This is a genomic window from Halosolutus amylolyticus (assembly GCF_023566055.1).
Taxonomy (GTDB): domain Archaea; phylum Halobacteriota; class Halobacteria; order Halobacteriales; family Natrialbaceae; genus Halosolutus; species Halosolutus amylolyticus.
In genome coordinates this window covers 865,454-888,711 of sequence record NZ_JALIQP010000002.1, presented here as the reverse complement: position 1 = coordinate 888,711, position 23,258 = coordinate 865,454, and the positions used below count along the sequence as shown (strand labels likewise).

At 67.9% G+C, this 23,258-nt stretch carries 18 protein-coding genes; 4 read left to right on the top strand and 14 right to left on the bottom strand.

The window, feature by feature from the left end:
• Window positions 1-5 precede the first annotated feature (5 nt).
• Entirely contained in the window at window positions 6-698 is a 693-nt protein-coding gene (locus tag MUN73_RS10755) for a hypothetical protein (RefSeq protein ID WP_250140467.1), read from the bottom strand.
• A 118-nt stretch (window positions 699-816) separates the two neighbouring features.
• A complete protein-coding gene (locus tag MUN73_RS10750; protein ID WP_250140466.1) occupies window positions 817-1,296 on the bottom strand; it encodes an RNA-binding protein in 480 nt (159 codons plus the stop codon).
• A gap of 123 nt (window positions 1,297-1,419) precedes the next feature.
• On the opposite strand from MUN73_RS10750, the gene MUN73_RS10745 reads away from it, so the two are divergent.
• Both MUN73_RS10745 and MUN73_RS10740 read left to right on the top strand, forming a co-directional pair.
• Complete coding sequence (locus MUN73_RS10745) at window positions 1,420-1,713, top strand: DUF7562 family protein (RefSeq protein ID WP_250140465.1); 294 nt, start codon at window positions 1,420-1,422, stop codon at window positions 1,711-1,713.
• 75 nt (window positions 1,714-1,788) lie between these two features.
• Complete coding sequence (locus tag MUN73_RS10740) at window positions 1,789-3,087, top strand: RNB domain-containing ribonuclease (protein WP_250140464.1); 1,299 nt, start codon at window positions 1,789-1,791, stop codon at window positions 3,085-3,087.
• Window positions 3,088-3,180: 93 nt separating this feature from the next.
• Here the strand turns inward: MUN73_RS10740 and MUN73_RS10735 are convergent, their stop codons facing one another.
• The 7 genes from MUN73_RS10735 to rtcA form a co-directional block, all read right to left on the bottom strand.
• On the bottom strand, window positions 3,181-3,720 hold the full coding sequence (locus MUN73_RS10735) for a GNAT family N-acetyltransferase (RefSeq protein ID WP_250140463.1): 540 nt from the start codon (window positions 3,718-3,720) through the stop codon (window positions 3,181-3,183).
• Between the two features lie 494 nt (window positions 3,721-4,214).
• Window positions 4,215-5,393, bottom strand: a complete 1,179-nt coding sequence (locus tag MUN73_RS10730; protein ID WP_250140462.1) for a hypothetical protein — start codon at window positions 5,391-5,393, stop codon at window positions 4,215-4,217.
• A gap of 185 nt (window positions 5,394-5,578) precedes the next feature.
• Window positions 5,579-8,047 (bottom strand): carboxypeptidase regulatory-like domain-containing protein, encoded by a 2,469-nt coding sequence (locus tag MUN73_RS10725; RefSeq protein ID WP_250140461.1) that lies wholly within the window; start codon window positions 8,045-8,047, stop codon window positions 5,579-5,581.
• A gap of 222 nt (window positions 8,048-8,269) precedes the next feature.
• Entirely contained in the window at window positions 8,270-9,520 is a 1,251-nt protein-coding gene (locus MUN73_RS10720) for a PGF-CTERM sorting domain-containing protein (RefSeq protein ID WP_250140460.1), read from the bottom strand.
• Between the two features lie 165 nt (window positions 9,521-9,685).
• A complete protein-coding gene (locus MUN73_RS10715; RefSeq protein ID WP_250140459.1) occupies window positions 9,686-11,773 on the bottom strand; it encodes a carboxypeptidase regulatory-like domain-containing protein in 2,088 nt (695 codons plus the stop codon).
• Between the two features lie 270 nt (window positions 11,774-12,043).
• Entirely contained in the window at window positions 12,044-12,997 is a 954-nt protein-coding gene (gene kdgK1 / locus MUN73_RS10710) for a bifunctional 2-dehydro-3-deoxygluconokinase/2-dehydro-3-deoxygalactonokinase (RefSeq protein ID WP_250140458.1), read from the bottom strand.
• A gap of 149 nt (window positions 12,998-13,146) precedes the next feature.
• On the bottom strand, window positions 13,147-14,241 hold the full coding sequence (gene rtcA, locus MUN73_RS10705) for an RNA 3'-terminal phosphate cyclase (RefSeq protein WP_250140457.1): 1,095 nt from the start codon (window positions 14,239-14,241) through the stop codon (window positions 13,147-13,149).
• Between the two features lie 154 nt (window positions 14,242-14,395).
• Here rtcA and MUN73_RS10700 point away from each other — a divergent pair, with 154 nt between their 5' ends.
• Together MUN73_RS10700 and MUN73_RS10695 are read left to right on the top strand one after the other, a co-directional pair.
• Window positions 14,396-15,685 carry an MFS transporter gene (locus MUN73_RS10700; protein ID WP_250140456.1) on the top strand — a complete coding sequence of 430 codons (1,290 nt, stop codon included), beginning with the start codon at window positions 14,396-14,398 and terminating at the stop codon, window positions 15,683-15,685.
• A gap of 150 nt (window positions 15,686-15,835) precedes the next feature.
• The gene (locus MUN73_RS10695; RefSeq protein WP_250140455.1) at window positions 15,836-16,039 is read left to right on the top strand and encodes a hypothetical protein; all 204 of its coding nucleotides are present in this window, start codon (window positions 15,836-15,838) and stop codon (window positions 16,037-16,039) included.
• A 57-nt stretch (window positions 16,040-16,096) separates the two neighbouring features.
• On the opposite strand, the gene mutL is transcribed toward MUN73_RS10695, so the two are convergent.
• From mutL to MUN73_RS10670, 5 genes are all read right to left on the bottom strand, one after another.
• Window positions 16,097-18,346, bottom strand: coding sequence for a DNA mismatch repair endonuclease MutL (gene mutL / locus MUN73_RS10690; protein ID WP_250140454.1), 2,250 nt, complete (start codon window positions 18,344-18,346; stop codon window positions 16,097-16,099).
• A gap of 130 nt (window positions 18,347-18,476) precedes the next feature.
• A complete protein-coding gene (locus tag MUN73_RS10685) occupies window positions 18,477-19,313 on the bottom strand; it encodes a DUF6997 domain-containing protein (RefSeq protein WP_250140453.1) in 837 nt (278 codons plus the stop codon).
• Window positions 19,314-19,494: 181 nt separating this feature from the next.
• Entirely contained in the window at window positions 19,495-20,292 is a 798-nt protein-coding gene (locus MUN73_RS10680) for an SDR family NAD(P)-dependent oxidoreductase (protein ID WP_250140452.1), read from the bottom strand.
• A 147-nt stretch (window positions 20,293-20,439) separates the two neighbouring features.
• Window positions 20,440-21,105 carry an SOUL family heme-binding protein gene (locus MUN73_RS10675; protein WP_250140451.1) on the bottom strand — a complete coding sequence of 222 codons (666 nt, stop codon included), beginning with the start codon at window positions 21,103-21,105 and terminating at the stop codon, window positions 20,440-20,442.
• A gap of 116 nt (window positions 21,106-21,221) precedes the next feature.
• Complete coding sequence (locus tag MUN73_RS10670; RefSeq protein WP_250140450.1) at window positions 21,222-23,174, bottom strand: PAS domain-containing protein; 1,953 nt, start codon at window positions 23,172-23,174, stop codon at window positions 21,222-21,224.
• Between the last annotated feature and the right edge of the window lie 84 nt (window positions 23,175-23,258).

Sequence of the window (23,258 nt, the reverse complement as noted above, 5' to 3'; positions counted from 1 at the left end):
ATGCTTTAGTAGTACCCAATATAGACAATCGCAAAGAGATACGCACCCCACCACAGGAAGACGGCGGTCGCCTGCAGTCCGATCAGGTACGATGAGAGACTTCGTTTCTCGATCGGAGAGCGGTCGCGGAGATCGTACGTCTGAACGACCGATAACTCCTCGTACTCGCCGGCCTCTATCTCTCGTAGTTCGCCGTTCAACTCGTCTCTCGACCCCTTGTACGATTCCGCCGCGAGCCAGAACGCGTACGCGGTTACGGCTCCGACCACCGCGATCAACGGCCGCAACTCGACGTCGGCACGGAGAAACACGTTTACGAGGACCGCGATGATCGCCAGCGAAAAGTAATTCGCATTGATAAGCAGTTTATCTCGATACTTCGCCTGTTCGCTCAGTTGTTCGTAATTCACGGCGATCAGGTCGGCACGGGCACGATCGGTCGGATCGTCCTCCTCTGTGTCCGTTTCGGCAGCCGGTTCGCGTTCGTCGGTTCGCAGTCCTGTTCTGGCTGCCGTCCCCGCCTGTGTGGTGAGACCCCAGTAGAGCACCGGGCCAAGGACGACGAACAGCGGTAACGATCGGGTGATGGCTGTCGGAACGTGGCTGATACCCGTTCCGGCGGAAACGATTCCAGGCAGAGCGAAGACGACGAGACTGACGAGTACCTGGTATCGCTCGTCACTAAGTCTGTCTCTCATCAAATACCTAGTGACGATTCAGAACTCATGAACGTTTGCGCCGGGGAATCTTGGACTCAGTGGTAGGGGGACAGAGTAATCGCGAGGCGAGGTGGAGTGTGGCCAGCGGCGCACCACCTCAGCCCGCGAATTCGTACAGTTCGTCGCCGACGTGATGCAGCGAGTCGACGACCTTCCCCTCGTCGCCGACCATGTCCGACCCCTCGACGCGGGCGCGGCCGACGGCCAGCACCTTCCCGTGGGATTCCTCGGCGATCACGACCAGATCGTCCGGCGAGATGTCGTCGCTCGCCTCGACGATGCCGGGTCGCATCACGTCGGCCCCGTCGCTGACGAAGGAGATCGCACCGGCGTCGACGGTCACGAGACGCCGATCGGGATCGTAGGCGTTCGCCCCGCGGACCGTCAGGAACGGTTCCTCGTCGAAGTACGCGACCTGCGGGTCGCCGTCGATGAGGATCACCTCCCAGTCGGTCTCTTCGAACTCGACGCGCTCGTAGGCGTCACCCTCGGGCGCGACGCCGAGTTGTTCGTCCAGGGTCTCCTCGAGATCGGAGACGGCGTCGCTGCGGAGGTGGTGTCGCGATTTGACCTGCATACCCGGGACCACGGCCGTTCTCGGTATAAAACGCCCGTTTCCGAAACCGATCGCGAACGACGAGACTCATCGCGGCCGAAACGTGTGGTAATTGCTAAGTAATAGCGTGGTGTCGGTCGATCCATGTGGCCCTCCCGGAACCGGACTGAGACGGTCACGTGTCTCGCCTGCGGCAGCGAGGTCACCCGTTCGAAAGCCCGCGAGTACGACAAGTACGGCGATCGCTGGGACCGGGAGAACAAGGAGTTCGAACACCTCTGCAAGTCCTGTCACGGCGACCTCTGCCACCATCCGCGCGACGAACTCGAGGAACTACTGGTCGAACTCGACGCGGGCGAGGAGTCCCAGACGGCGTTTCTCGCGGGCTACCTGGCGACCGTCGAGGAGCGCTACGGCACGCTCGAGGAGGAGTCCTGAGGACGGTCTCGATCGGACGTGTCGTTGCATCCCGATCCCGACACGACTTTCACCCTCACGGCCATACCCCTCTGTATGAGCGACGACGCACAGGCCGAAGCCGGGACGGCCGAAGGCCAGGGCCCTGTCGAAATCTCCGAGGACCTCGCGCGCCACCTCGAGAACAAGCGCGAGGACCTGTTCGAGAAGTTCGAGATCCGCGACGGGTTCCCCGCCGAGGTCATCGAGGAAGCCGAGGAACGGACGGAGGACGTTCAGTCCGAGATCGCCGACGAGATCGACCAGCGGGAGGACCTCCGGGACCTGACGACCTGGACTACCGACCCGATCGACGCCCAGGACTTCGACGACGCGCTCTCGATCGAGGAACGCGAGGACGAGTACGTCCTCTGGGTCCACATCGCCGACGTGACCCACTACGTCAACCCCGACACGGCGATGTGGGACGAGGCGGTCGAACGCGGGAACACGGTCTACCTGCCGGGGTATACGATCCACATGCTCCCGCCGGTGCTGGCCGAGACGGTCTGCTCGCTCGTGCCCAACGAGGATCGCCTGGCCCACACCGTCGAGATGCACCTCGACAAGGAGACCCTCTCCTACGAGACGATCGACATCTACAAGTCGGTCATCGAGTCCGACGAACGGCTCACCTACTCGCAGGCCGAGAACCGCCTCGAGGACCCCGATGCGCCGCTCCACGAGGAGAACGTGCTGGTCCACGAACTCGCCGATCGGATGCACGAACAGCGCAAGGAGGACGGTTCGCTCGTGCTCAACCCGAGTCGCGATCGGGCGCACACGATCATCGAGGAGTGCATGCTGAAAGCCAACAAGGCCGTCACGCACACGCTGATGTGGGACCGGGGCGTCGAGGCGATGTACCGGGTCCACCCCCAGCCCAGCCCCGACGAGTGGTCCGAAGCCCTCCGGGAGATCCAGGACTTGGATGGCGTCTCGATCCCCGGCGACACGTGGGATGACCCGCGAAAAGCCGTCAACGCGACGCTCGAGGACGCCCCGGCCCGCCAACTGGACAAGATCCAGTGGGCCGTGATGAAGGTGATGCCCCGGGCGCGCTACATGAACGACCCCTTCGGCGGCCACCACGCACTGAACTTCGAGATCTACGGCCACTTCACGAGCCCCATCCGCCGCCTCTCGGACCTGATCAACCACTGGATCGTCTACAAGAACGACGTCCCCGAGAACCTCGTGGAACTGTGTGATCGAGCCAGCGACAAGGGGAAAGCCGCCGAGCAGTGTGAACGCGAGTACAAGAACTTCCTCCAGGAGGTCGGCCTCGACCCGATGGCGGTCAACAACCGCGGGATCGAAGTCGTCGAGGAGAGCGAGGCTGACCGAACGCTGTGAGGGAAGCCTCGATGATGCGACCGGTGAGCGAAGCGTATCGTGAGAAGCGGAAGCCGAAATGACGCTGTAGGCCGTCTCTCGCCACGCACGACCTCAGAGCGCCTTCTCGTAGATGTACTCCTCGAGGTCCGCACCGAGGTCGCTGTCGTAGGTGCCGACGCGGTCGAACCCCCTGGATTCGTAGAACGAGACGCCCACCTCGTTGTCCGCGAGGACGGCTAACCGGAGTCGATCGAAGCCTCCCTCGAACTCGGCTTCGAGATGCTCGAGGAGCGCCGTCCCGATCCCCTCGCCCCACCGGTCGGGCCGAACGTAGATCCGGACGAGGTAGGCGACCCGGGCGTCCTCCGGCCACGGAACCACGTGCGCGAAGCCGTGACACCGCTCGTCGGCCTCGATCGCCCCGGCGTCAGTCTTCGCGCCCGAATCGACGACGAGAAACGTCGCGTCGTCGCGCCCGGTCGTGTCGGCGATCGACGATTCGATCTCGCCGATCGCATACCACTCGTCGACGATCTCGTCGACTCGATCGGGGCCGAGCAGATCGTCGTAGGCGGCGTGCCAGCTCTCGCGGGCCGTCTCGTGGACGGCCCAGACGTCGTCGGCCGTCGCCTCCCGGATGTCTCGCGTCACGTCCGGTCCTATCATGCGAGCCGACAAAAATGACCATGGCTGATTTCGCCGGGTTGCGGCCGTGCGAGCCGATTAGCGACGATGATTTCAATAACACCCAACATATCTATACTCCGCCACGAACCGCGGATTCTCGCCTGAACCGAGAGTCTCGACGTCCGACCGGATCGTCGTTCGGTGGGTGTCTCGTGGTGACCCCGACGCGTCCGATCGAGGACGCCCCCTCGTTTTGATCGATTTGTCACTACGGTTAATCCGTTCGTCGCCGTACCGATCGGATGCGGACGGCACCTCGTACGTGAGGGTGGCTCCACCACAGTTCCGTCCGCCACCCATACGTTCCCCTACTTCTGCGGCAACCGATGCGATCGTCAGTCGATCGGGTGTTCGGACGGCACCAGTCGATCGGGTCCGATCGGACGACCGCCTGTCGATCGGGTCCGATCGATCGGAAAAGAGCGCGACGGAACGCGGGCGGCGGAAATCGAGCGGCCTTACGCGTGAACGCGACCGGCCACGGCGAGTGGCAGGGCGGCGATCGCGACGATCGCACCGAAACCGGGCAGTCCGTCGCTGTCGCCGTCCTCGCCGTCGGCGTCGCTGTGCTGGACGACCACCTCTCGCTCCGAGAAGTGGTCGACGGCGATCAGGACGTCGGCGGCGGCCGACGCGTCGCTCGACTGGGTCACCATGTACCGGGGTTCCTCGCCGATGCCGCCCTCGAGTTCGCTGTACGAGGTGACCTCGGCGGCCGCCTCGCCGTCGATCGTCACCGCGAAGTCTTCGGCGTTGCTGGCACCCGCGAGCGCGGCCTCGGAGACGCTCGCGATGACGACGGTTCCCTCCCCGTGAGCGCGTTCGACGGTCATCTCGAGGCGCTCCTCGCTCTCGCTCGCGGTGTCGACGGTGAGGTCCTGGCCGTAGGTCGCGACGTCGACGACGCGCTCGCCGTCGGCCTCGTCGGCGTACACCTCGGCGGTCGCCGTTCCCTCGGCGATCATGCGCTCCTGTTGCTCGGCGGCGTCGTCGCGCTCGCCGTCGGCGTACGATCGGAAGACGAGCGTCGACTCGCTCTCGAGGTCGGCGACGACGTCGTTCTCGTCGGTGACCGTCACCTCGCCGTCGCCGACCACGACGAACGCGCCGGTTCGCTCGTCGGTCTCGACGACGACGCGGTCGTCGCTCTCCTGAGTCGCCTCGGCGTTGCTCTCCTCGGAGAGGTCCACCGCGACGTACTGGGCTTCCTCGCCGGCGTCGACGGTCAGGATGCCCCGATCGCTGTCGTGAGCGGCCAGCGACGCGGACCCGTCGGTGCCGATCTCGGCCCGAGTTTCGCTCTGGACCTCGAGGTCGAGACCGATACCCGAGAGGTTCACGACGGCGTCGAGGCCGACGTCGGTACCGATGCCGGTGTCGCTGTGGTGATCCGACTGGGACCGGACCGATACGTTCTCGAACACCTGCTCGCCGTCGACTCGATAGTCGAGCACGGCGTTGCTCGACGTCTCGAACGCGACGTGCGTCCCGGCGTAGGCGCCGGACTGGCTCTCGATGGCCGGGGCTGTCGATGCGCTGGAGGACTGCGTTGCGCTCGCGCCCGCGCCCACGACGGCGACCGACAGGGTCGCAAGCGTGACTGCGGCTGCGAGTACAACGGACGTGATGCGGTTCATTGCACCCGCGGATTTCCCCGGGGGTGTAAAGTCAGTTCTGACAGGACCGTCCAATTGTGGTAGCGGTTCGCTAGCAGTAGTACCCGGCCGAACGCGATTCATCGACCGAATGCGTTCCCGTGCGGACGACAACCAGAACCGCGTTCCTCGAAGGCACAAAGCGCCTCACCGGTGCGAAGATCGTCTCACTCGAATCCCGCCAACGGAACCTGCGATCCCAGGAGCGTCCCGGCGCTGACCACCGACCCGGAGAGGAGCGCGAGAACGGAGACGATCGCGCCGAAACTCGTCGTCGCAGAGCCGATGCCGCCGGCGTCCTCGGCGTCGGCGTCGTCCGTCCGGCTCCCTTCGTCGGTATCGGCGTCCGAGCCCTCCTCCCCCTCGCTTTCCAGGTCGGCGTCGGCGCTCAGCGGTTCGATCTCGTCGACGTCCTCGACGGTCTCGAGTTCCGCGTTGGTCCGGCCGAGTCGATCGTTCGCCGCCGCGACGACCGCGTTGGTCTCCTCGATTTTCGCGGCCGGATCGTCGGCCGTTTCCATGTCGTCCGCCGCGGCGTACAGGTTCTCGTGGTGTTCCTCGACCCAGTCCGCGGCGCTGTAGAGCGAGTCGGCGGCCTCCTGGGCGTCCTCGTTGACCGGCACGTAGGTCTCCTCGATGTACTCCGCCTCCTCGCGGGCCTCCGCGGGCGTGCCCACCGGGTTCGCGATCTCCATGCCGACCCGCTCCCGGGACTGGGCGTTGATCTCCGCGACGACCTGGGCGAAGACGTCGGCCCGGAGCCGATCGGCCTCGTCGCGGAGGTAGTCGGCCGCGTTCGCCGCGTCGAATCCGCCGTCGCCGCCCGCCTCGTCAGCGCCGCTCCTCTCGTCGGCGTCGTCCCTCTCGCTCCCGTCGTCGCCGGGTGCGAGGTCCGGATCCCCGTCGTACTCGTCCGGGGCCCGTTCGCCGGCACCGGCCACGGGCTCGAGTTCGACGTCGGCCGTCGTCGTGCCGGCCGGATCGATCGAGACGGCTCGCGTCGCGGACTCGTAGTCGGGCGCGTCGACCGTGAGAGAGCGATCGCCCGGCGACGCCGTGAGTTCGTACGCGCCCGCGTCGTCGGTCGTCGTCCCGGTGCCGTCGACGGTGACCGTCGCGTCCGCGATCGGCGCACCGTCAACGTCGGTGACCGTCCCGGTGACGGTGCCGGGTTCGGGGTCGAGGCCCACGTCGATCGTCTCGGTGGCGCCTGCCGTGACCGACACGCTCGCGGTCGATCCCCGGTGGTTCGGGGCGTTCACCGACAGCGTGTAGTCGCCGGCCCGGAGTTCGAGTTCGTACGCACCGCCGGCGTCGGTCGTCGCCGTCGCCTCACCGGCGTCAACCGTCGCGCCCTCGACCGGCTCGCCGTCCCCGTCGGTCACGGTTCCCTCGATCGTCCCCAGTGGCGTTGCGCTCACCCCGCCGTCGGCCCAGGCAACTGTCACGTCCTCCGTGGGATCGAGCATCCCGAGGTTGAGTTCCGGCTCGATCGCGGAGGCCTCCCCGTCGAACGCCAGGGCCGACTCGTCGCCGGGGTCGCCGACGAGCGTGAACTCCAGCCCGAACGCGTGAAACGGGGCCGCGGTGTCGTCGAACGTCGCCGCGTCCTCGTTCGGCACGACGGTCACGGTCCCCGCCTCGGGGTCCTCGGACGCGATTTCGGGGTCGACCCACTCGCCGTCGGTGACGTCCTCCAGTTCGACGACGGCCGGGTCGTACTCGACGGCGACCTCGTAGTCGCTGACGTTCTCGGTGGCCGCGATCGGCTCGACGTCGACCTCGGAGACGACCGTCTCACCCGCGTCGGCCGCCGCGGGGAGCGCGACGGTCCGGTAGTCGTAGCGCTCGTCGGCCTCGAGTGTGAGATCGACCGTCGTCTCCCGATCGCCGACCACCTCGACGGTCTCTTTGCCGTCGACGTAGCCGGCGGTCGACCCGCGCAGCGTGTACTCGTCTTCGATCAGTTCGAACTCGTAGCTCCCGCTCCGATCGGTCGTCACCTCCTCGCCGCCGATCGAGACCGTGACGCCCGCGATCGGTTCGCCGCTCTCGTCGGTCGCGGTCCCCTCGACGGTCCCCGTCGGCGGTTCGGCCGCGACCTCGAGCAGGTCGGTCGACGCCCGCGAGAGGTCCCGCTGGAACTCCTCGACGAAATCTGCGGCGTCCCGGAGCGCCTGCGCCGCTCGCTCGGCGTCCTCGCCGGGATAGTTCGACTCGATCCGATCGGCCTCGTCGCGCGCGTCCTGTGGCGTCCGGATCGCGTCGGGGTCCGTCATCTCGAACCCCGCCTGCTCGTTGATCTCCTTTGGCACCTGCGTCAGGGTGTCGTCCTGGAGCCGATCGGCGTCGTCGCTCAGTCGCTTCGCTTCCGCCTTCCCCTCCTCGCGGGTCTCGGCCTCGAGCGGGTCGATCTTCATAACTGGCTCGACGTTCTCCAGCCGATCGTTGATCCCCGCGACGCGGTCGTTCGTCTCCGCGATCGATCCCTCGTTGATCCCCGCGACGACCCGGACGACCTCATCGTCCCGTTCGTCGCCTGCCGTTGCACCCGTACCGGTCGCCCCCGCGACCCCCATCGACGCGGTCGACGCGATCAGCGCGACCGCGAACACGAGGGTGAGAATTTCTCGCATGCTACGTGGTGCTACCCCGACAGCTCATCATATACGTTCTAACAAAACCGTCCAATAATCCCGCCGCCCGTTCCGTAACATCAACTACTGAGAACGACGTGAAATATGAACTATATTGAATTTGTAAGCGGTTTGTAGGGCCGAGCAGTCGCCGTGCCGCTTTACAGGCAGGCGATCGGTCCGAAACGCGAAAACAGTCGCAATCGCGTTCGACGCGGACGTTTACCGATCGATTCGTGCGAGCAGGCCGGCGATCGACAGGGCGATGACGGCGACGCCGGCGCCGAAGCCGGGCAGTCCGTCGCTGGCACCGCCGTCGCTCGCGTCGCTATCGTCGGCCTCTGCGTCGGACGCTGTCTCGCCGTCGTCGCCGCCGTCGCTCTCGGCGTCGTCGGAACCGTCGTCATCCCCGCCGCCATCGTCACCGCTGATCGTCGCCGTTCGCTCCGAGAAGTGGGTGATCGCAACGTAGACGGTCGCCTCGCCCTCGGCCGCCGCGTCCTGGGCGACCACGTAGCGGGCCGTGTCGCCGCCCTCGATCGCGCTCTCGAGTTCGCTCTCGGATTCGGCTTCGACGGCCGCCTCGCCGTCGACGGTCACCGAGAGGTTCTCGAGGCTCCCGACTGCTTCCTCGGAGACGGTGGTCAGCAGGACGGTTCCGTCGTGGACGGTCCGATCGACGGTCACCGCGACCTCGTTCCGGGCCTCGCTCGAGACCTCGGCGCTGGTCTCCTCGCCGTAGGTGACGGCGCTCTCGGCCGTCTCACCGTCGCGTTCCTCGACGTACACCTCGGCGGCGGCCGATCCGTCGGCGATCAGCGACTCCTCGTATTTCGCGTCCTCGTCGCGGTCGCCGTCCTGGTAGGAGCGGTACGCGAGGGTCGCGTTCTCCTCGAGGGCCGCCGAAACGTCGCCCTCCTCGTTGACGGTCACCTCGCCGTCCCCGACGACGAGGAAGACGCCCTCGCGGTCCTCGGTTTCGACGCGGACGCGATCGCCCTCCTCGCTCGCCTCGGCGTTCGCGCCGAGTTCCGCCTGCACGTACTGGCTCTCGCCGCCGCTCTCGACGACGAGCGTCCCGCGTTCGTTGTCGTGTGCCGACATCGTCGCCCCGCTCTCGGACTCGACCTCGGCGCTGGCCGAGGTCTGCGTCTCGAGCGTGAGACTCGCGCCCGCGAGGTCGGTCAACGTCTTGAGCGTGACGTCGGCACCGAGATCGGCGTCGGCGGCGGCCTCGCTCTGTGACTGGACGGCGACCGAGGAGAACGCCTCGTCGCCGCCCACTTCGTACCCGGTGACAGCGTCCCCGTCCACGTCGAAGGCGACGTGGGCCCCCGCGTACGCCTCGGCGGTCGCGTCCGTCGAACTCGATTCGGCGTCGGTCGTCGACGTCGTCGCACCGGCCCCAGCGGCCATCCCGACCACGCTCGTGGTCAGCAGGACCGCCAGACCGATCGCTAGCGCTCGTTTCATGCCATCGATGACTGTCTCCGGTGTCGAAAAGTGGGTTGTGGCAAATCCGTCAAAACGTCCGGCGCGCGCATCTCGATTCGATCGCCGAGGCCGCGTACCCGGTCGATCGGCGAGATCGCGTGCGTTCGATCGCCGAGACCCCGAGCTCCCTGCGGTCGGCCGCGATCAGGGCCGGGCCAGCAGCCCCGGTCCGAACGCGGACCAGAAACTGATCACGACGCCGGCAACGGTCGAGAGCACGGCGACGATCGCACCGACACCGGCGAGACTCGACGCGAGCGTCCCGCCCGACTCGTCGTCGCCGCCGTCGCCGTCGTCGCCGTCGTCGGAAACCGCTTCTTCCGACTCCTCGCTGGTTGGCGTCTCCTCCATGCTCAGTTCGTCGATACCCTCGACGTCTTCGACGTTCTCCATGCGATCGTTGCCCTCGGCGAGGCGCTCGTTCGTGTCCGCGATCGCGCCCGCGTTGATCTCGGCGATCACGTCCTCGAGTTCGTCCTCGTCGGCGGCCTCGAGCCTGTCGGCGGCGCCGTTCAGGTCCGCCTGGAACCGCTCGACGAAGTCGGCGGCGTTCCGGAGGGAGTCGGCGGCCTCCTGGGCGTCCTCGTTGACCGGCACGTAGGTCTCCTCGATGTGCTGGGCCTCCTCGCGAGCCTCCGCGGGCGTGTCGACGGGTTCGGCGATCTCCATGCCGGCCCGTTCCTGCGCCTGCGCGTTGATTTCCCTGACGACCGCGTCGAGGTAGGCGGCCTGGAGCCGATCGGCCTCCGTGCGGAGCCACTCGGCCGCCGCCTCCTGATCGAACTCCTCGCCCGAATCGAACTCCTCGCTGCCGTTCTCGGCGTCCCGTTCGTCGCCGTCGTCTTCGTTCGGCCCCGACCCGGTGTCGTTTCCGTCACCGTCGTCCGAGCCGCCGTCGCCACCCGTGGATTCGTTCTCTTCGCCCTCGTCCGGTTTCTCGTCGTCCGGCGACTCGTCGCCTCCGTCGTCCGGGTCCGTCTCCTCGTCCGCCTCGATCGTCGCCAGCGCGTCGTCGTAGACGATTTCGGGCCCGCCGGCCAGGCCGAACCAGTCGCCGCCGTCGCCGTCGACCGTCGACGCCTCCTCGTCGAACGCGATCGTCGTCTGCGCGCCGGGGTCGGCCGCGAGTTCGAACTCGGCGACGAACGCCGTGAACGGCGTCTCCTGACCGCCGATCGAGAGGGTTCCGGTGTCGCCCGACACGGTCACGGTGCCGCTGTCCGCCTCGCCGTCGTCGACCTCGATGCCCTCCCAGTCGGCCTCGGAGACGCCCTCGAGGGCGACCGCGTCGGGATCGAACTCGAGTACCAGTTCGAACTCGTCGACCTCTCCGGCGTCCTCGCTCAGCGGTTCGATCACGACGGCCGACTCGTCCGTGTCGCCGGCGTCGCCCTCGAGGGGCATCGCCGCGACCCGGTAGTCGACGCCGCCCTCGGTCTGGAGGGTCGCCTCGTCGCTCACCGTCTCGCCGGCCACGACCTCGACGGTCGTGCTCGTCCCCTCGTAGCCGGCGGCATCGATCGTCAGGTCGTGTTCGCCCTCGCGAATCGTCAGCTCGAACGAGCCGTCGGCGTCGGTCGCGACCCGTTCGTCGTCGACGGTCACCGTCGCGCTCCCGATCGGGTCACCGTCCTCGTCGACCACGGTTCCCTCGACGGTCCCCGTCTGGGGCTCCGCGTCGGCGGCCTCCAGGAGCGCGTCCGCGTCGGCGTTCATCCACGCCTGGAAGTTCTCGACGAAGTCGGCGGTGTTCCGGAGCATCTCCGCGGCTTCCCGTGCGGCGTCGGAGACTCCGCCGTACTCCTCTTCGATCCGATCGGCCTCCGCTCTCGCCTCTGCGGGCGTGGAGGTCGAGGGATCCACGAAGTCGCCGTCGTAGCCGTGCTCTTCGCGCGCCTGCTCGTTGATCTCCGCGACGACCTTGGTGAACGACTCGTCCTGCAGTCGATTCGCCTCGTCCCGCAGCCAGGCCGCCTCCGCTTCGGCCTCCTCGGGCGTCTCCGCGTCGACCTCGTCGATCGGCTGGATCGGCTCGGTGTACGTGAAGTGCTCCTCGTAGCCCGCGATCTCCTCGTTTATCGTGGCGATCGTCTCGGCGTTGATCTCCTCGACCGTCCGTTCGACCGATCCCTCCTCCGACGAGCTCCCGGCCGCCCCGGCGACGATCCCGGGGCCCGCCGTCGCCGTTATCAGCAGTACCGCGACGAAGACGGCACCAGTGTTCGAGTGCATGTCGGCCTCGGCTTCCAGACGGTGCCTAAAGCCGCTTCCCACGATCCCGGGCAATTGCGATCGTGCAACGACCGCTACCGTGACCGTAGCCGAGTTGCCCGTGCGAAACGGTCGCTCGCCACCGTTGTCGAGTGCAAAACAGTCCCCGAGAGCGGTGTCGCGGGCCCCGACCGGGAGCGGTGTCGCGGGCCCCGACCGGGAGCGGTGTCGCGGGTTCCGATTCGATCGGCGGGTGTCCCGCTGGGCAGTCGGTGGCCGATCGACCCGCGTCTACCGGGAGATGTCCGTTCCGTTCTCCTCGACGACGGCCTCGACCTCCTCCTCCGTGACGAGGGCGACGTCGCCGGGGATGGTCCGCTTGAGCGCGGCCGCGGCGGCGGCGTACTCGAGGGCGGTCGGGACGTCGTCGCCGTCGAGTCGGCGGGCGATGAACGCTCCCGTGAAGGCGTCGCCGGTGCCGATCGCGTCGACGGTGTCGGTCTCGTAGGCCGGCTGGTCGTGGACGACGCTGTCGTGCCAGCCCACCGCGCCCTCCGACCCGCGGGTCACGACGACGGTCGTGAAGTCGTACTGCGAGCCGAGTTTGTGTGCGAGCTGGCGCGGATCGCCCTCGAATCCGAGCACTGTTCGGGCGTCGCGGGCGGCGATCACGAGCACGTCGATGCCCGGGAAGAGCCGGGTCAGCGTCTCCCGCGCCTCGTCGGGCGTCCAGAGCTTTCGCCGGTAGTTGAAGTCGAATGCGGTCGTCGTCCCGCCCTGTCTGGCCGCCTTGAGCATGTTCGCCGTCGTCTCCCGCAGCGTCGACGAGAGCGCCGGCGTGATCCCGCTCGTGAAGAATACTTTCGCGTCCTGGACCACGTCGATGTCGAACTCGCGGGCCTCGGCGGTCGTGACGGCGGCGTTCTCCCGATCGTAGACGACGTTCGTTCCCCGCGGTTTGCCGGCGTGCTCGAGGTAGTAGGTTCCCTGTCGACCCCGGTGACTCCAGACGACGTCCGTCTCGATGCCGTACCCGCGGAGTTCGCTCACGACCCGGCGTCCGAGCGGCGTCTCCGGGACCTTCGAGAGCCAGGTCGACGGCGTCCCCAGTCGCTCGGCGGCGATCGCGACGTTGCTCTCCGCCCCCGCTGCGCGAACCTCGAACTCGTCGGCGGCCTCGAGTCGTTCGTGATCCGGCGGCGAGAGCCGGAGCATCGTCTCGCCGAAGGTGACGAGCTCGCTCACGGCTCGGCCCCCCACACCGGTCGATCGGTGGTCCGTAACTCGGTCATATCGGATACACGAACGGGTGTGGTATAAGTTGTTGCGTTGTCGACTCGTTGGCACGACTCGATCGCCGCCGGGAACAACGCTCGCTGACGGTTCGGGCCCTGCTATCCGTCTATCGGCGATTCGATCGAGACGATCGTCGTCTCCCCGTCGTCCTCGAGACTGGGCTCGATCCCGAACGATCGGAGGAGGTCACAACTCGCGTCGACGTGGTCGGTCACTGCCGGCACGCGCACGCGGCCGCCGGCGACGGCGAGCAACACCAGCAGCTGGTCGGCCACGTGCCGATCGACCGGTGCGGTCCCGTCGAGCCACCGGTTCGCCGCGTCGGCGGCGTCCTCACCGACTCGTTCGGCCGGTTTCCCTCGTTCGCCGAGCGCGGAGAACCCGGCCACTCCGGTCCCGTGATCGACCCGGATCACGATCGCCGACCCCGGACACCGACTCTCCGCCGTCGTCTCGCACCGCTCGCCGATCGCGTCGGGTGCGCCGTCCGATTCCGATCGATCGGTCTCCCCGTCGCGGTCCAGCCGTTCGAGCGCGCCCTCCGCCTGCCGATGGGCCACGTCCCGGTCCGCGAGCGACGCGGCCTCGGTCGAGTAGAGTCGCACGTCCTCGATCGGCCCCCGCTCGGTGAGGTCGATCGGGTCGAGCGTCGAGGGGGCGAGCCGGAGGGTCGCGCGGCCGCCGCCTTCGGGGTAGAACCCGCGGCGATCGGCCTCGCAGGTGGCGACGAGCCCGTACCGCCCCGCCAGCGGGAGTTTGACGTGCCGGACGTAGTCGATCGGCGGCGACCACTTCACGTCCGTTCCGCCGGTGGCGGTGATCGACAGCGGCGCGTCGAGGATCGTCGCCAGCGGCAGGAGGGCCTCGAACAGCAGCGTCACGCTTCCTGCGGTCCCGATGTCCGTGGCGTAGGTTCCGCCGGGGAGCCGCCCGCGATCGGGATCGTCGCTCGCGGATCCCTCCAGCGCAGGATCGAACTCGACGGTCTCCGAACCGAGTTCCGCGCCCGCGACCTCGGCGTCGCAGATCGCGACCATCGTCTCGAGGACCGCGAGGTGCTGGTGGCGGAGGCCGGGGGTCGATCGATCGCCGCGGACGTTCTCGATTCGGATCGGTTCGTTCCGGAGGACCGACAGTGCGAGCGCCGAGCGGACGAACTGGCCGCCGGCGATCGAGCCGTCGAGTTCGCGCATGCGGGCCGGTACGGGTTCGATCGCCCTCCCGTTGTCGGTGGCCGTCGCGGACCGACGTGACGGGCTGATGCCGACGCGGCGACAGCACAGTGGAACCCGGCTCGGCTTTCCGCTTGTGCAATGTTTTCAATCCTCCGGGATCGATCCGGCACGAATGCGACTCTGGCGCGATCCGCTCCGACGACGGTGGCTCCTGTGGGCGATTCTGGCCGTCGTCTTTCTGATCGTCAACGTCAACAGGCTCTCCTCCGCGGTGCTCGCCGAGGATCTCATGGTCGCGTTCGGGACCACCGGTGCACAACTGGGCACGCTCCACGCGATGTTCTTCTGGGTGTACGCCGTCATGCAGATTCCGACCGGCGTCCTGGCCGATCGCGTCGGCCCGCGGCGGACGGCGACGGCGGGCGGAATCGTGATGAATCTCGGGGCGATCTGGTTCGCGCTCGCGGACAGCTACCTCGCGGCGATGGCGGCCCGGGGCCTCGTCGGGCTGGGCGGGAGCGTGATCTTCGTCTGTCTCCTCCGATTCAGCGCGAGCTGGTACCGGGCCGACGAGTTCGCGACGATGAGCGGCCTGGGCTTTGCCGCCTCCGGGTTCGGGGGGATGCTCGCGACGACCCCGCTGGCGCTCGCCGTCGACGCCGTCGGCTGGCGAGCCGCGATCGGCGGTCTCGGCGTCTTCGGCCTGCTCTTCTCGATCGTCGTCTACCTGTTCGTGCGCGACACCCCGACGAACGCGGGGTTCGACCCGATCGAGGGCGTTCCCGGACAGCCCTCGCTGACCAACGCCGAACTCCGGCGGAACCTGTCGGCCGTCCTCCGCGATCCCTACATCTGGGTCGTCAGCGTCCTGCTGTTCTGTTCGACCGGCGTGAACCTCACTCTGTTCGGCCTCTGGGGGGTCCCGTACGTCGTCCAGACCTACGACGTCTCGGTCGCATACGCCTCGGTGTTCACTCTGCTCGGCGGGATCGGGACCACCGTCGGCCCGCCGACGATCGGCTGGCTCTCCGATCGGCTCGGGCGGCGCGTCGAACTCGTCCTCGCGGGGGCCGTCGCGTTCGTCTGCGCGCTGGGCGTGATCGCCGCGACCGGCGATCCGCCGCTGTGGGTCGTCGGCTCGTCGTTCTTCCTCGCGGGGGTGTTGCTCGGCACCTTCGTCCTCACCTACACGATCGTCAAGGAGCGCCACCCGAGCAGCGCCAGCGGCGTCTCGACCGGGACGATCAACGGTGCGGGCTTCTTCGGCGCCGCGATGCTCCCCACCGTGATGGGGTGGGCGCTCGACGCCTACTGGACGGGCGACCTCGTCGGCGGCGTCCGCGTCTACACCGAGACGGGCTACCGGGTCGCGTTCGGGATCGCGACCGTCGCCGGCGCGATCGCGCTCGCCTGTGCGATCTGGCTCTATCGCCACGAACGGGCGAGCAATAGTAGCAACTGAAACGATTTACACACTGATCGCACAGCCGTCCTGCGATCAGGTCTGCATTGACTTTCAGTTGCTACTATACCCCGTCGGATCCGTCGACGCGGCCGCCGGGCTTCGATCGCAGGCTTCGTCGTTATTCGGCTCGTCGACTGAGGAACGCCCATGAGTGAACTGACCGATCGGCTGGCGATTCTCGCCATCGCAGCCACCGGGTTGCTCGTGCTGATCGTCGGCTGGGCCGGCGGCCTCGTCGAGGCGGAACTGGCCGGTCTGTCGGCGCGCCTCGCTCTCGCGGTGCTCTTCGCGATCCTCGCGCTCGTTCTCGGCGGAATCTGGTGGGAGTTCAACCACACCGAAACGGAGTAGCGGAATACCGGCGGGTCGCGGTATCGGAGCGGCTTCCGTGACGGGGGGAGCCGCGGGTCAGCCGCCGTGGCCGGGGTAGTCCCGCTCGAAGCGCTCCTCGATCTCGGTCTCGTCGATCTCGACGATCACCGGCCGGCCGTGCGGACAGGCGTAGGGGTTCTCGCAGTCGTCGAGCGCCTCGAGCAGGTCGACCACCGATCCCTCCGTCAGCGACGTGTTCCCCGTCACCGACGGGTAACACGCGAGGTCGCCGAGGAACTCGTCGGCCAGCGCGTCGACCGTCTCGGCGCCCGACTCGCGATCGCCCTGAACGAACGACGCGAGGACGTCCCGGAGGCCGTCCGGATCGAGCGTCTCGGCGAACACCGCGGGGACCGTCGTCACCGCGACCGTCCGATCGTCGACCCGATCGGCGTAGAAGCCGAGTCGTTCGAGCGCTTCGGTGTAGCTCTCGAACGCCTCCGCCTCGATGGCGGTCAGTTCGAGTTCGACGGGGGAGGCGAGCGCTTGCGCGGCGGGATCGTCCGCGAAGGCGTCCCGGAGCCGTTCGTAGTTGACCCGCTCGTCGGCGGCGTGCTGATCGATCAGCGCGATTCCGTCGGGCAGTTCGCAGACGAGGTAGGTGTCGTGGACCTGGCCGAGCACCCGGAGCGGCGGCAAGGTATCGAACGCCGGTTCCGCGCCCGTCGCCGTCTCGCCCGCGAGCGTTCGCTGTTCGGTCGGCCCGTCGAACTTCCGGCCCGACGCTCGATCGGTCCCGTGTGCGCGATCGGCGGCGTGCGTGCGGTCCGGTTCCGGTGCGTGCGACGGCTCCGATCCGGGGTCGGATTCGTCGTCGACTCCCGTCGGGGAATCGGCGCCAGGGGCCGAATCGGCCGATTCCACCGGGTCCGCGGACGCTGTTTCGTTCGGGCCGGCGGTGGAACTCGGCTCTCGCGTCGATCGAGACCGTCCCTCGCCCGTCGTCTCCGGGTCCGTCCCGGCCGTCGCGTCCGTCTCGTCCATCACGTCCGGCCGGTCCGTCGTGCCCGACCCATTCTCTGCCGGACTCTCGGCCGTGTCCGCCGGCGGGGACGACCCCGGCTCGCTCGCGGACGATCGCGTCGGTCCGCGATCGGTCGCCGGATCGGCGGCGTCGCGATCGGCCGGCGTCTCGGCCGCCCCGCCCGCTCGATCGGTCGAATCGGGGTCGGTCGATCGACTCGCCGTGTCCTCCAGCGTCCCGGGTTCGAGGCGGGCCTCGCCGGGGGCCGATCGGCCGCGCGGGGCTCCCGATCGCAGGAGGCCGTGGTCCAGCAGTGCGCGTTCGACCGCGGCGTCGACCTGCCGGCGGACGGCGTCGTCGTCGTCGAACCGGACCTCGCGCTTGCGCGGGTGGACGTTCACGTCGACGGCGTCGCCGGGGACGTCGAGGAAGCAGACGACGAACGGGTAGCGATCGCTCCCCAGTTGCGTGCCGTACGCGCCCATGATCCCCTCGCGGATCGCGTCCGACGTCACGGCGCGGCCGTTGACGTAGGTCGCGACGTACTCCCGACTCGATCGGTTCGTCTCGGGATGCGAGACGAGTCCGGAGGCCGACTCGAGCGGCCCGGGCGGAAGGTCGTCGCCGTCGGCCTCGACCGGGATCATCGACGACGCGACCTCGCGGCCGTAGACGGACAGGAGCGCGGCCTGCAGGTCGCCCTGGCCGGTCGTGGCGAACACCTCGCGGCCGTCGTGGGTCAGCGAGACCGCGACGTCGGGGTTGGCCAGCGCGTAGCGCGTGACGACCCGGTTGACGTGGGCGAACTCCGTCGCCGTCGTCTTGAGGAATTTCCGGCGTGCGGGGGTGTTGTAGAAGAGATCCGCGACTTCGACGATCGTTCCTTCGGGACAGCCGGTCGGTTCGACCGAGACGACGTCGCCGCCCTCGAAGACGAGTTCCGTCCCCGCGTCGTCCCCGTCGCGCGGCCGCGATCGGATCGTCAGGCGGGAGACCGACCCGATCGTGTGCAGGGCCTCGCCGCGAAAGCCCAGCGTCCCGACGCCGGATTCGAGGTCTTCGAGGCCCTCGATCTTGCTGGTCGTGTGCTGGCGGACGGCCGCGCGGACGTCCGCCTCGGTCATCCCGCGGCCGTCGTCCGCGACCCGGATCAGTTCCGTGCCGCCCTCCTCGACGGTGACGTCGACGCTTTCGGCACCCGCGTCGAGGCTGTTCTCGACGAGTTCCTTCACCGCGCTGGCTGGTCGCTCGACGACCTCGCCGGCGGCGATCCGGGCGACGGTGTCCTCGTCTAGCTCGTGGATGGTCGTTTTGTCGGTCATTGTGGTGTCTTACTCTCGTCGAACTCGATTGCTGACCCCTCGCGCCAACGGCACTCGAGTCGCGTTCACTGGTCTCTGTAGAGAGTCGGATCGGAAAAGTACTTGCGTGTCTCCCGATTCGGCCCGACACTCACCGTTCGAGTTCGAGCACTCGCGTCCGCTCGACAGCGAGTTCGTCGACGCCCGGAATCGACTCGCGGGGATCGGGAAGCGTACACTCGGCGACTTCGAACGCGATCGCTCCGTCCGTCCGCCGACACCGCAGGTAGACTGGCACGATCGGAATCTCCGGCGGGACGCTTTCAGCGAGCGCCAGCGCCGGATAGACGAGTTTGTGCTTCGCGAGAGACGCTCGAGGGCCGGTCTTGGCCTCGACGACGAACAGCGTTCGCTCGCCGTTTCGCCGCTCGGCGAACAGCGTATCGATCTCGACCTGTCCGTTTCGGTGCTCGAGCAGCGCCGGATGCTCACGGTGCGGGCGAAACTCGAACGTGAACGTCGAGCGTCCCGTCGCCGGCGGGGTCAACGAACCCGACGTATCGAGCGCGAGCGCCTCGGAGAGTACCCCGGAGGCCAGCGCCAGATTGACGAGCGACGTTTCCGAGAGATTCGGGAGCAACCGAAAGCTCACCAGCCGCTCGTCGTCGATCGGGCTCGAAAACTGATCGATCGATCGACCGGCGAAGCACGCCTCGTCGCGGAGGAAAAAGTCCCCGACGCCGTTCGGACCGTCGACGAGGACGAACCCCGTTCCCGTCCCGTCGGGGGCTGACCCGGCCCGCAGCACCGTAACGCCCGCCTCGCGCAATTCGGGTGCGAGGTCCGCGAGCGAATCGACCGAAATGTACCGTGGCGTCCGGGGGCTCGCCTCGATCGCGTGCCGTGTGACGTAATCGCGAAAGGATGTCGGACCGTACACCGACCGGTTCGACGCCGACAGCTCCGCCAGCGCGGGTTCGAACACCATCACTCCTGTTCAGTTTCTCGGACCGACACTTGGTGTCTCCGGCCCCGTTCGTTGCCCGCAGATCGCGCGCCGGAGTTCGTTACTCCATAGCCAAAGCGGCTGATTAGGTCTTTCGCGGTCTTCGCGACGGCCTGGAATTGTCTCCTACGCCTTCCCGGGGACACGGAGAATTACTGTAGTCCTATTCGAGGCCGAGATCGACGTCGAAGGAGTTGTCCGGCCGCGGGACGCCCTTCGCGGTCACCGTCTCGCCGTTCATGAACGATGCGGCGGGGCTGAGGAGGAACTGGACGATGTCGGCGATCTCTTCGCTGTGGCCGATCCGCCGATCGGTCTCCTCGCGATCGGGCATCTGCTCGCTCCGGATGCCCAGCGTCTCCGCGACGCCGGGGGTCTGGATCAGGCCGGGCGCGACGCAGTTGACGCGGATGCCGTCGTCGGCCCACTCGACGGCCAGCGTCTCGGTCAGGCGGATGATCGCCGCCTTGGACGCGCCGTAGTGGCTCTCGTTCGGGGCCGGATGCTGGCCGTTGACGCTCGAGAGGTTGACGATGACGCCGCCGTCACCCTCGCGCATCACCTCGCCCGCGAGTTGCGTGCAGTGGACCGTGCTGTTCAGGTTGAGGTCGACGATCGAGTTCCAGCCGTTCTCCGAGATGTCCTCGAACGGCGCGACGAACTCCCCGCCGGCGTTGTTCACGAGCGCGTCGATGTCGCCGAACACCTCGACGGTGCGATCGACGAGGTCCTGGACCTGCTCGCGCTCGCGGACGTTGCACTCGACGGCGAGCGCCTCGCCCGCGTCCTCGGCGGCGTTGATCTCCTCGGCGACCGGGCCGACCCGATCGATCGATCGCGAACAGATCGCGACGTTCGCGCCGCTCGCCGCGAGCGTCTCGGCGATCGCGCGTCCGATACCCTGGCTCGCACCCGTGACGATCGCGGTCTGTCCCGCGACGCCGAAGTCCGGTTCGTGCATGGTGGGACTGGCGTCCCCTGACGCCATAGAATTTCCGGTGGAAGCCAAAAACTGTCGTACGTCGTACGCCGTTCGAGAACAAAGCAACTCGAGTGAACGATTTACACTCGTCCGCGGGGGGTCGCACCGATCGCACGCCCGCCGCGCTCAGTTCTCGAGCGTTACGGCCACTTCGTTCCGGCGCATGAACGGCGGCGTCCACGGATCGTTGTACTGGAGCAGGACGGGATCGTCCCGGGGTTCGAGCCCTCGATCGTCGAGTTTCGCGAGGAGCGCGTCGCGCGCTCGCTCGACCCGACCGGCCGTCGCGTACCAGGAGAACCGGTAGGCGGCGACCGTTCGAGGGGGCTCGAGGACGAGGTGCACGTCGGGATCGATCGGCGCGGGAGCGGATTCGAGCGTGTACTCCGGCGGGAGGAAGAACCCCATCGTCACCGCCTCGTCCGCCCGCTCGGTCCGGACGGGTGCGGTCATCGCGACCGACTCGCCGTCGCGACGGCTCGACTGACCCGGTGCGGGCGGCGAGCGGGCGCGGCCGCTCGTGGTTACGGGTGCCGTCATGGAGATCTCGTCGTTCGCACCGTTGTCGCCGCCGATGTACCGGAAGAGGCGTCGAAACGCCGTCCGCTCGTCCGGTGCCGTCGTCTCGACCAGGACCGTCGCCGGATACCGTCGGCGTTCGAACGCCCCGTCGCGATCGAGCGTCTCGGACGGGACGCGTTCGGTCGTCGTGATCACGTACAGCCCCCAGCCGATCCAGGCCGCGAGGAGCCCGGTGACGACCGAGGCGAGCGCAGTAACTCGTGTTCGCATACGTCGTCTACGGTCCCGATCGGCAAAAGCACGCCAGTCGCCCGCGCTCCGGACGCGATCGACGATCGGACGGGCGGTCGTTTCGAGAGCGACCGACCGCCCGTCGCTGCCGGGTCTCAGTCGGCGTCGACGCGTGGCAACTCGACGACGATCGTGGTGCCCGCCGACCCCGTCTCGACGACGGTGATCGAGCCCCGCGAGAGGGTGACGATCCAGTACACCAGCCAGAGGCCCATCCCGAGGCCGTGATACAGCGGCTCGACCGTCTGGTCGCCGGCGAGGATCTCCGCTTCGGCCTCGGGGAGACCGGGACCGGAATCGGCGATTCGAACCCGCACGGTCTCGGGTCCTCGATCGACGCCGACCTCGACGGTCGGCTCGTTCGCCTCGCTGTAGACGACCGCGTTCTCGAGGAGTTCCCCGAACGCCGTTTCGATGGCTGGAATCGCCAGGACGGTGTCGCCGATCGAGTGCTCGACGGCGAGCGCCGCACGGGGGTGGTCCGTGCGGACGCGTTCGAGTGCGGGACGGAGGACGTCGTCGACGTCGACCGGGTCGGGTGCCGGCCGCTCGCTCAGGAGCCGCACGATCTCACGGTGTTTGTCGGTCACCGCCAGCAGGGAGTCTATCTCGTCGACGATCGTGGTGGCCGCGGTCGCGACCTCGCCGCTCGTCTCGGTGGCGAGCTGTTCGGCGGTCCCGCGGACCACACCCAGCTGGTTCGAGAGGTTGTGACGTAACACCCGGTGTAACACCCGTAATTGCCGGGTCGCTTCCTTCCGGTCGGTGACGTCCTGCTGGAACCCGACGTAGTGGGTCACCGTCCCCTGGTCGTCGCTCACCGGGGCGATCGTGACCCGGTTCCAGAACTCGCTGCCGTCGTTTCGGTAGTTCCGGAGTTCGACCGTGGTCGGCTCCTCGGTCTCGACTGCCGCACGCATCGCCGCGACTGGTTCGGCCGCCGTCCCCTCGCCCTGGAGGAACCGGCAGTTCCGTCCGAGCACCGCCGATCGCGCGTAGCCGGTCAGCCGCTCGAACTGGTCGTTCGCGTAGACGAGCGGGTTGTCCGACCGATCGGGGTCGCTGAGCGTGATTCCGATCGGGGCCTCGTCCATTGCCCGGTTTTTCAGTTCGAGTTCGGTTTCCCGCGCTTTGCGGTCGGTTATCTCGCGGCTCATCCAGAGGCGGCCGTACTGACGGGAGTCACCGCGGACCGGCGTCGAGTACAGTTCGAACGTTCGGCCGTCCGCGAGCGCGACCTCCGCGTGGGACGTCGCGGTCGGCGTCTCGACGAGGTGTTCGACCTGCTCGGCGAACGCCCCGGGGGCGGCCACCTGCTGGCGAACGTGTTCGAAGACGTCGTCGCCGGTCCCCGTCTCGAGTACCGCCTCCGGGAGGTCCCACAGCGCCTCGAACCGGGCGTTGTACGAGAGGATCTCGCCGTCGCCGTCGACGACGAGGACGCCGTCGGGAATCGCCTCCTGCTGGGCCTTGAGTAGCGACCAGCGAAACTCCAGTTCCTGGCGCTGGCGGACGCTCCGGTGGTTCCGCAGAGCCCGATGGACGACGTCCGCGACGTCGCTTGCGAACTGCACGTCGTCGTCGGTCCACTCCCGGGTCGTCCCCACGTGTTCGTGACAGACGACGCCGATGACGTCTCCCTCGACGCGAAGCGTCGCGTCCAGCAGGGACACGATGTTCCGGGGCTCGAGGTAGTCCGCGATCAGGCCCCGCGTTCGCGGGTCCGATCGGACGTCGGTGACGTCGATCGACCGGTGGGTGTGGAGCGCCTCGAAGTAGGCGGGGTGGTCGGCTGCGACGATCTCCCCGTCAGCGTCGTGCTCGCCCGTTCGCCGGTCGTACCGATCGACACAGCGGAGCCGATCGCCGTCGTCGTCGAAGAGCCAGATGCTGACGCGGGTCGAGGACACGATCTCGGTCGCGGTTTCCGTGATCGTCCGGGCGGCGGCCTCGAAGTTCCCGCCGACGACATCCGCGTCGGTCGTCAGGTCGAGAATCACCTCCTGGTGGCGCCGTCGACGGTCGCCGCGCTCGTCGTCGCCTGCCATCGCGATACTGCCTGTTGCGTATCGGCTCGAATGAACCTTTGGGCCGCCGGAACGACGGGAAAGCCGACTGTCGTGTCGACCGGT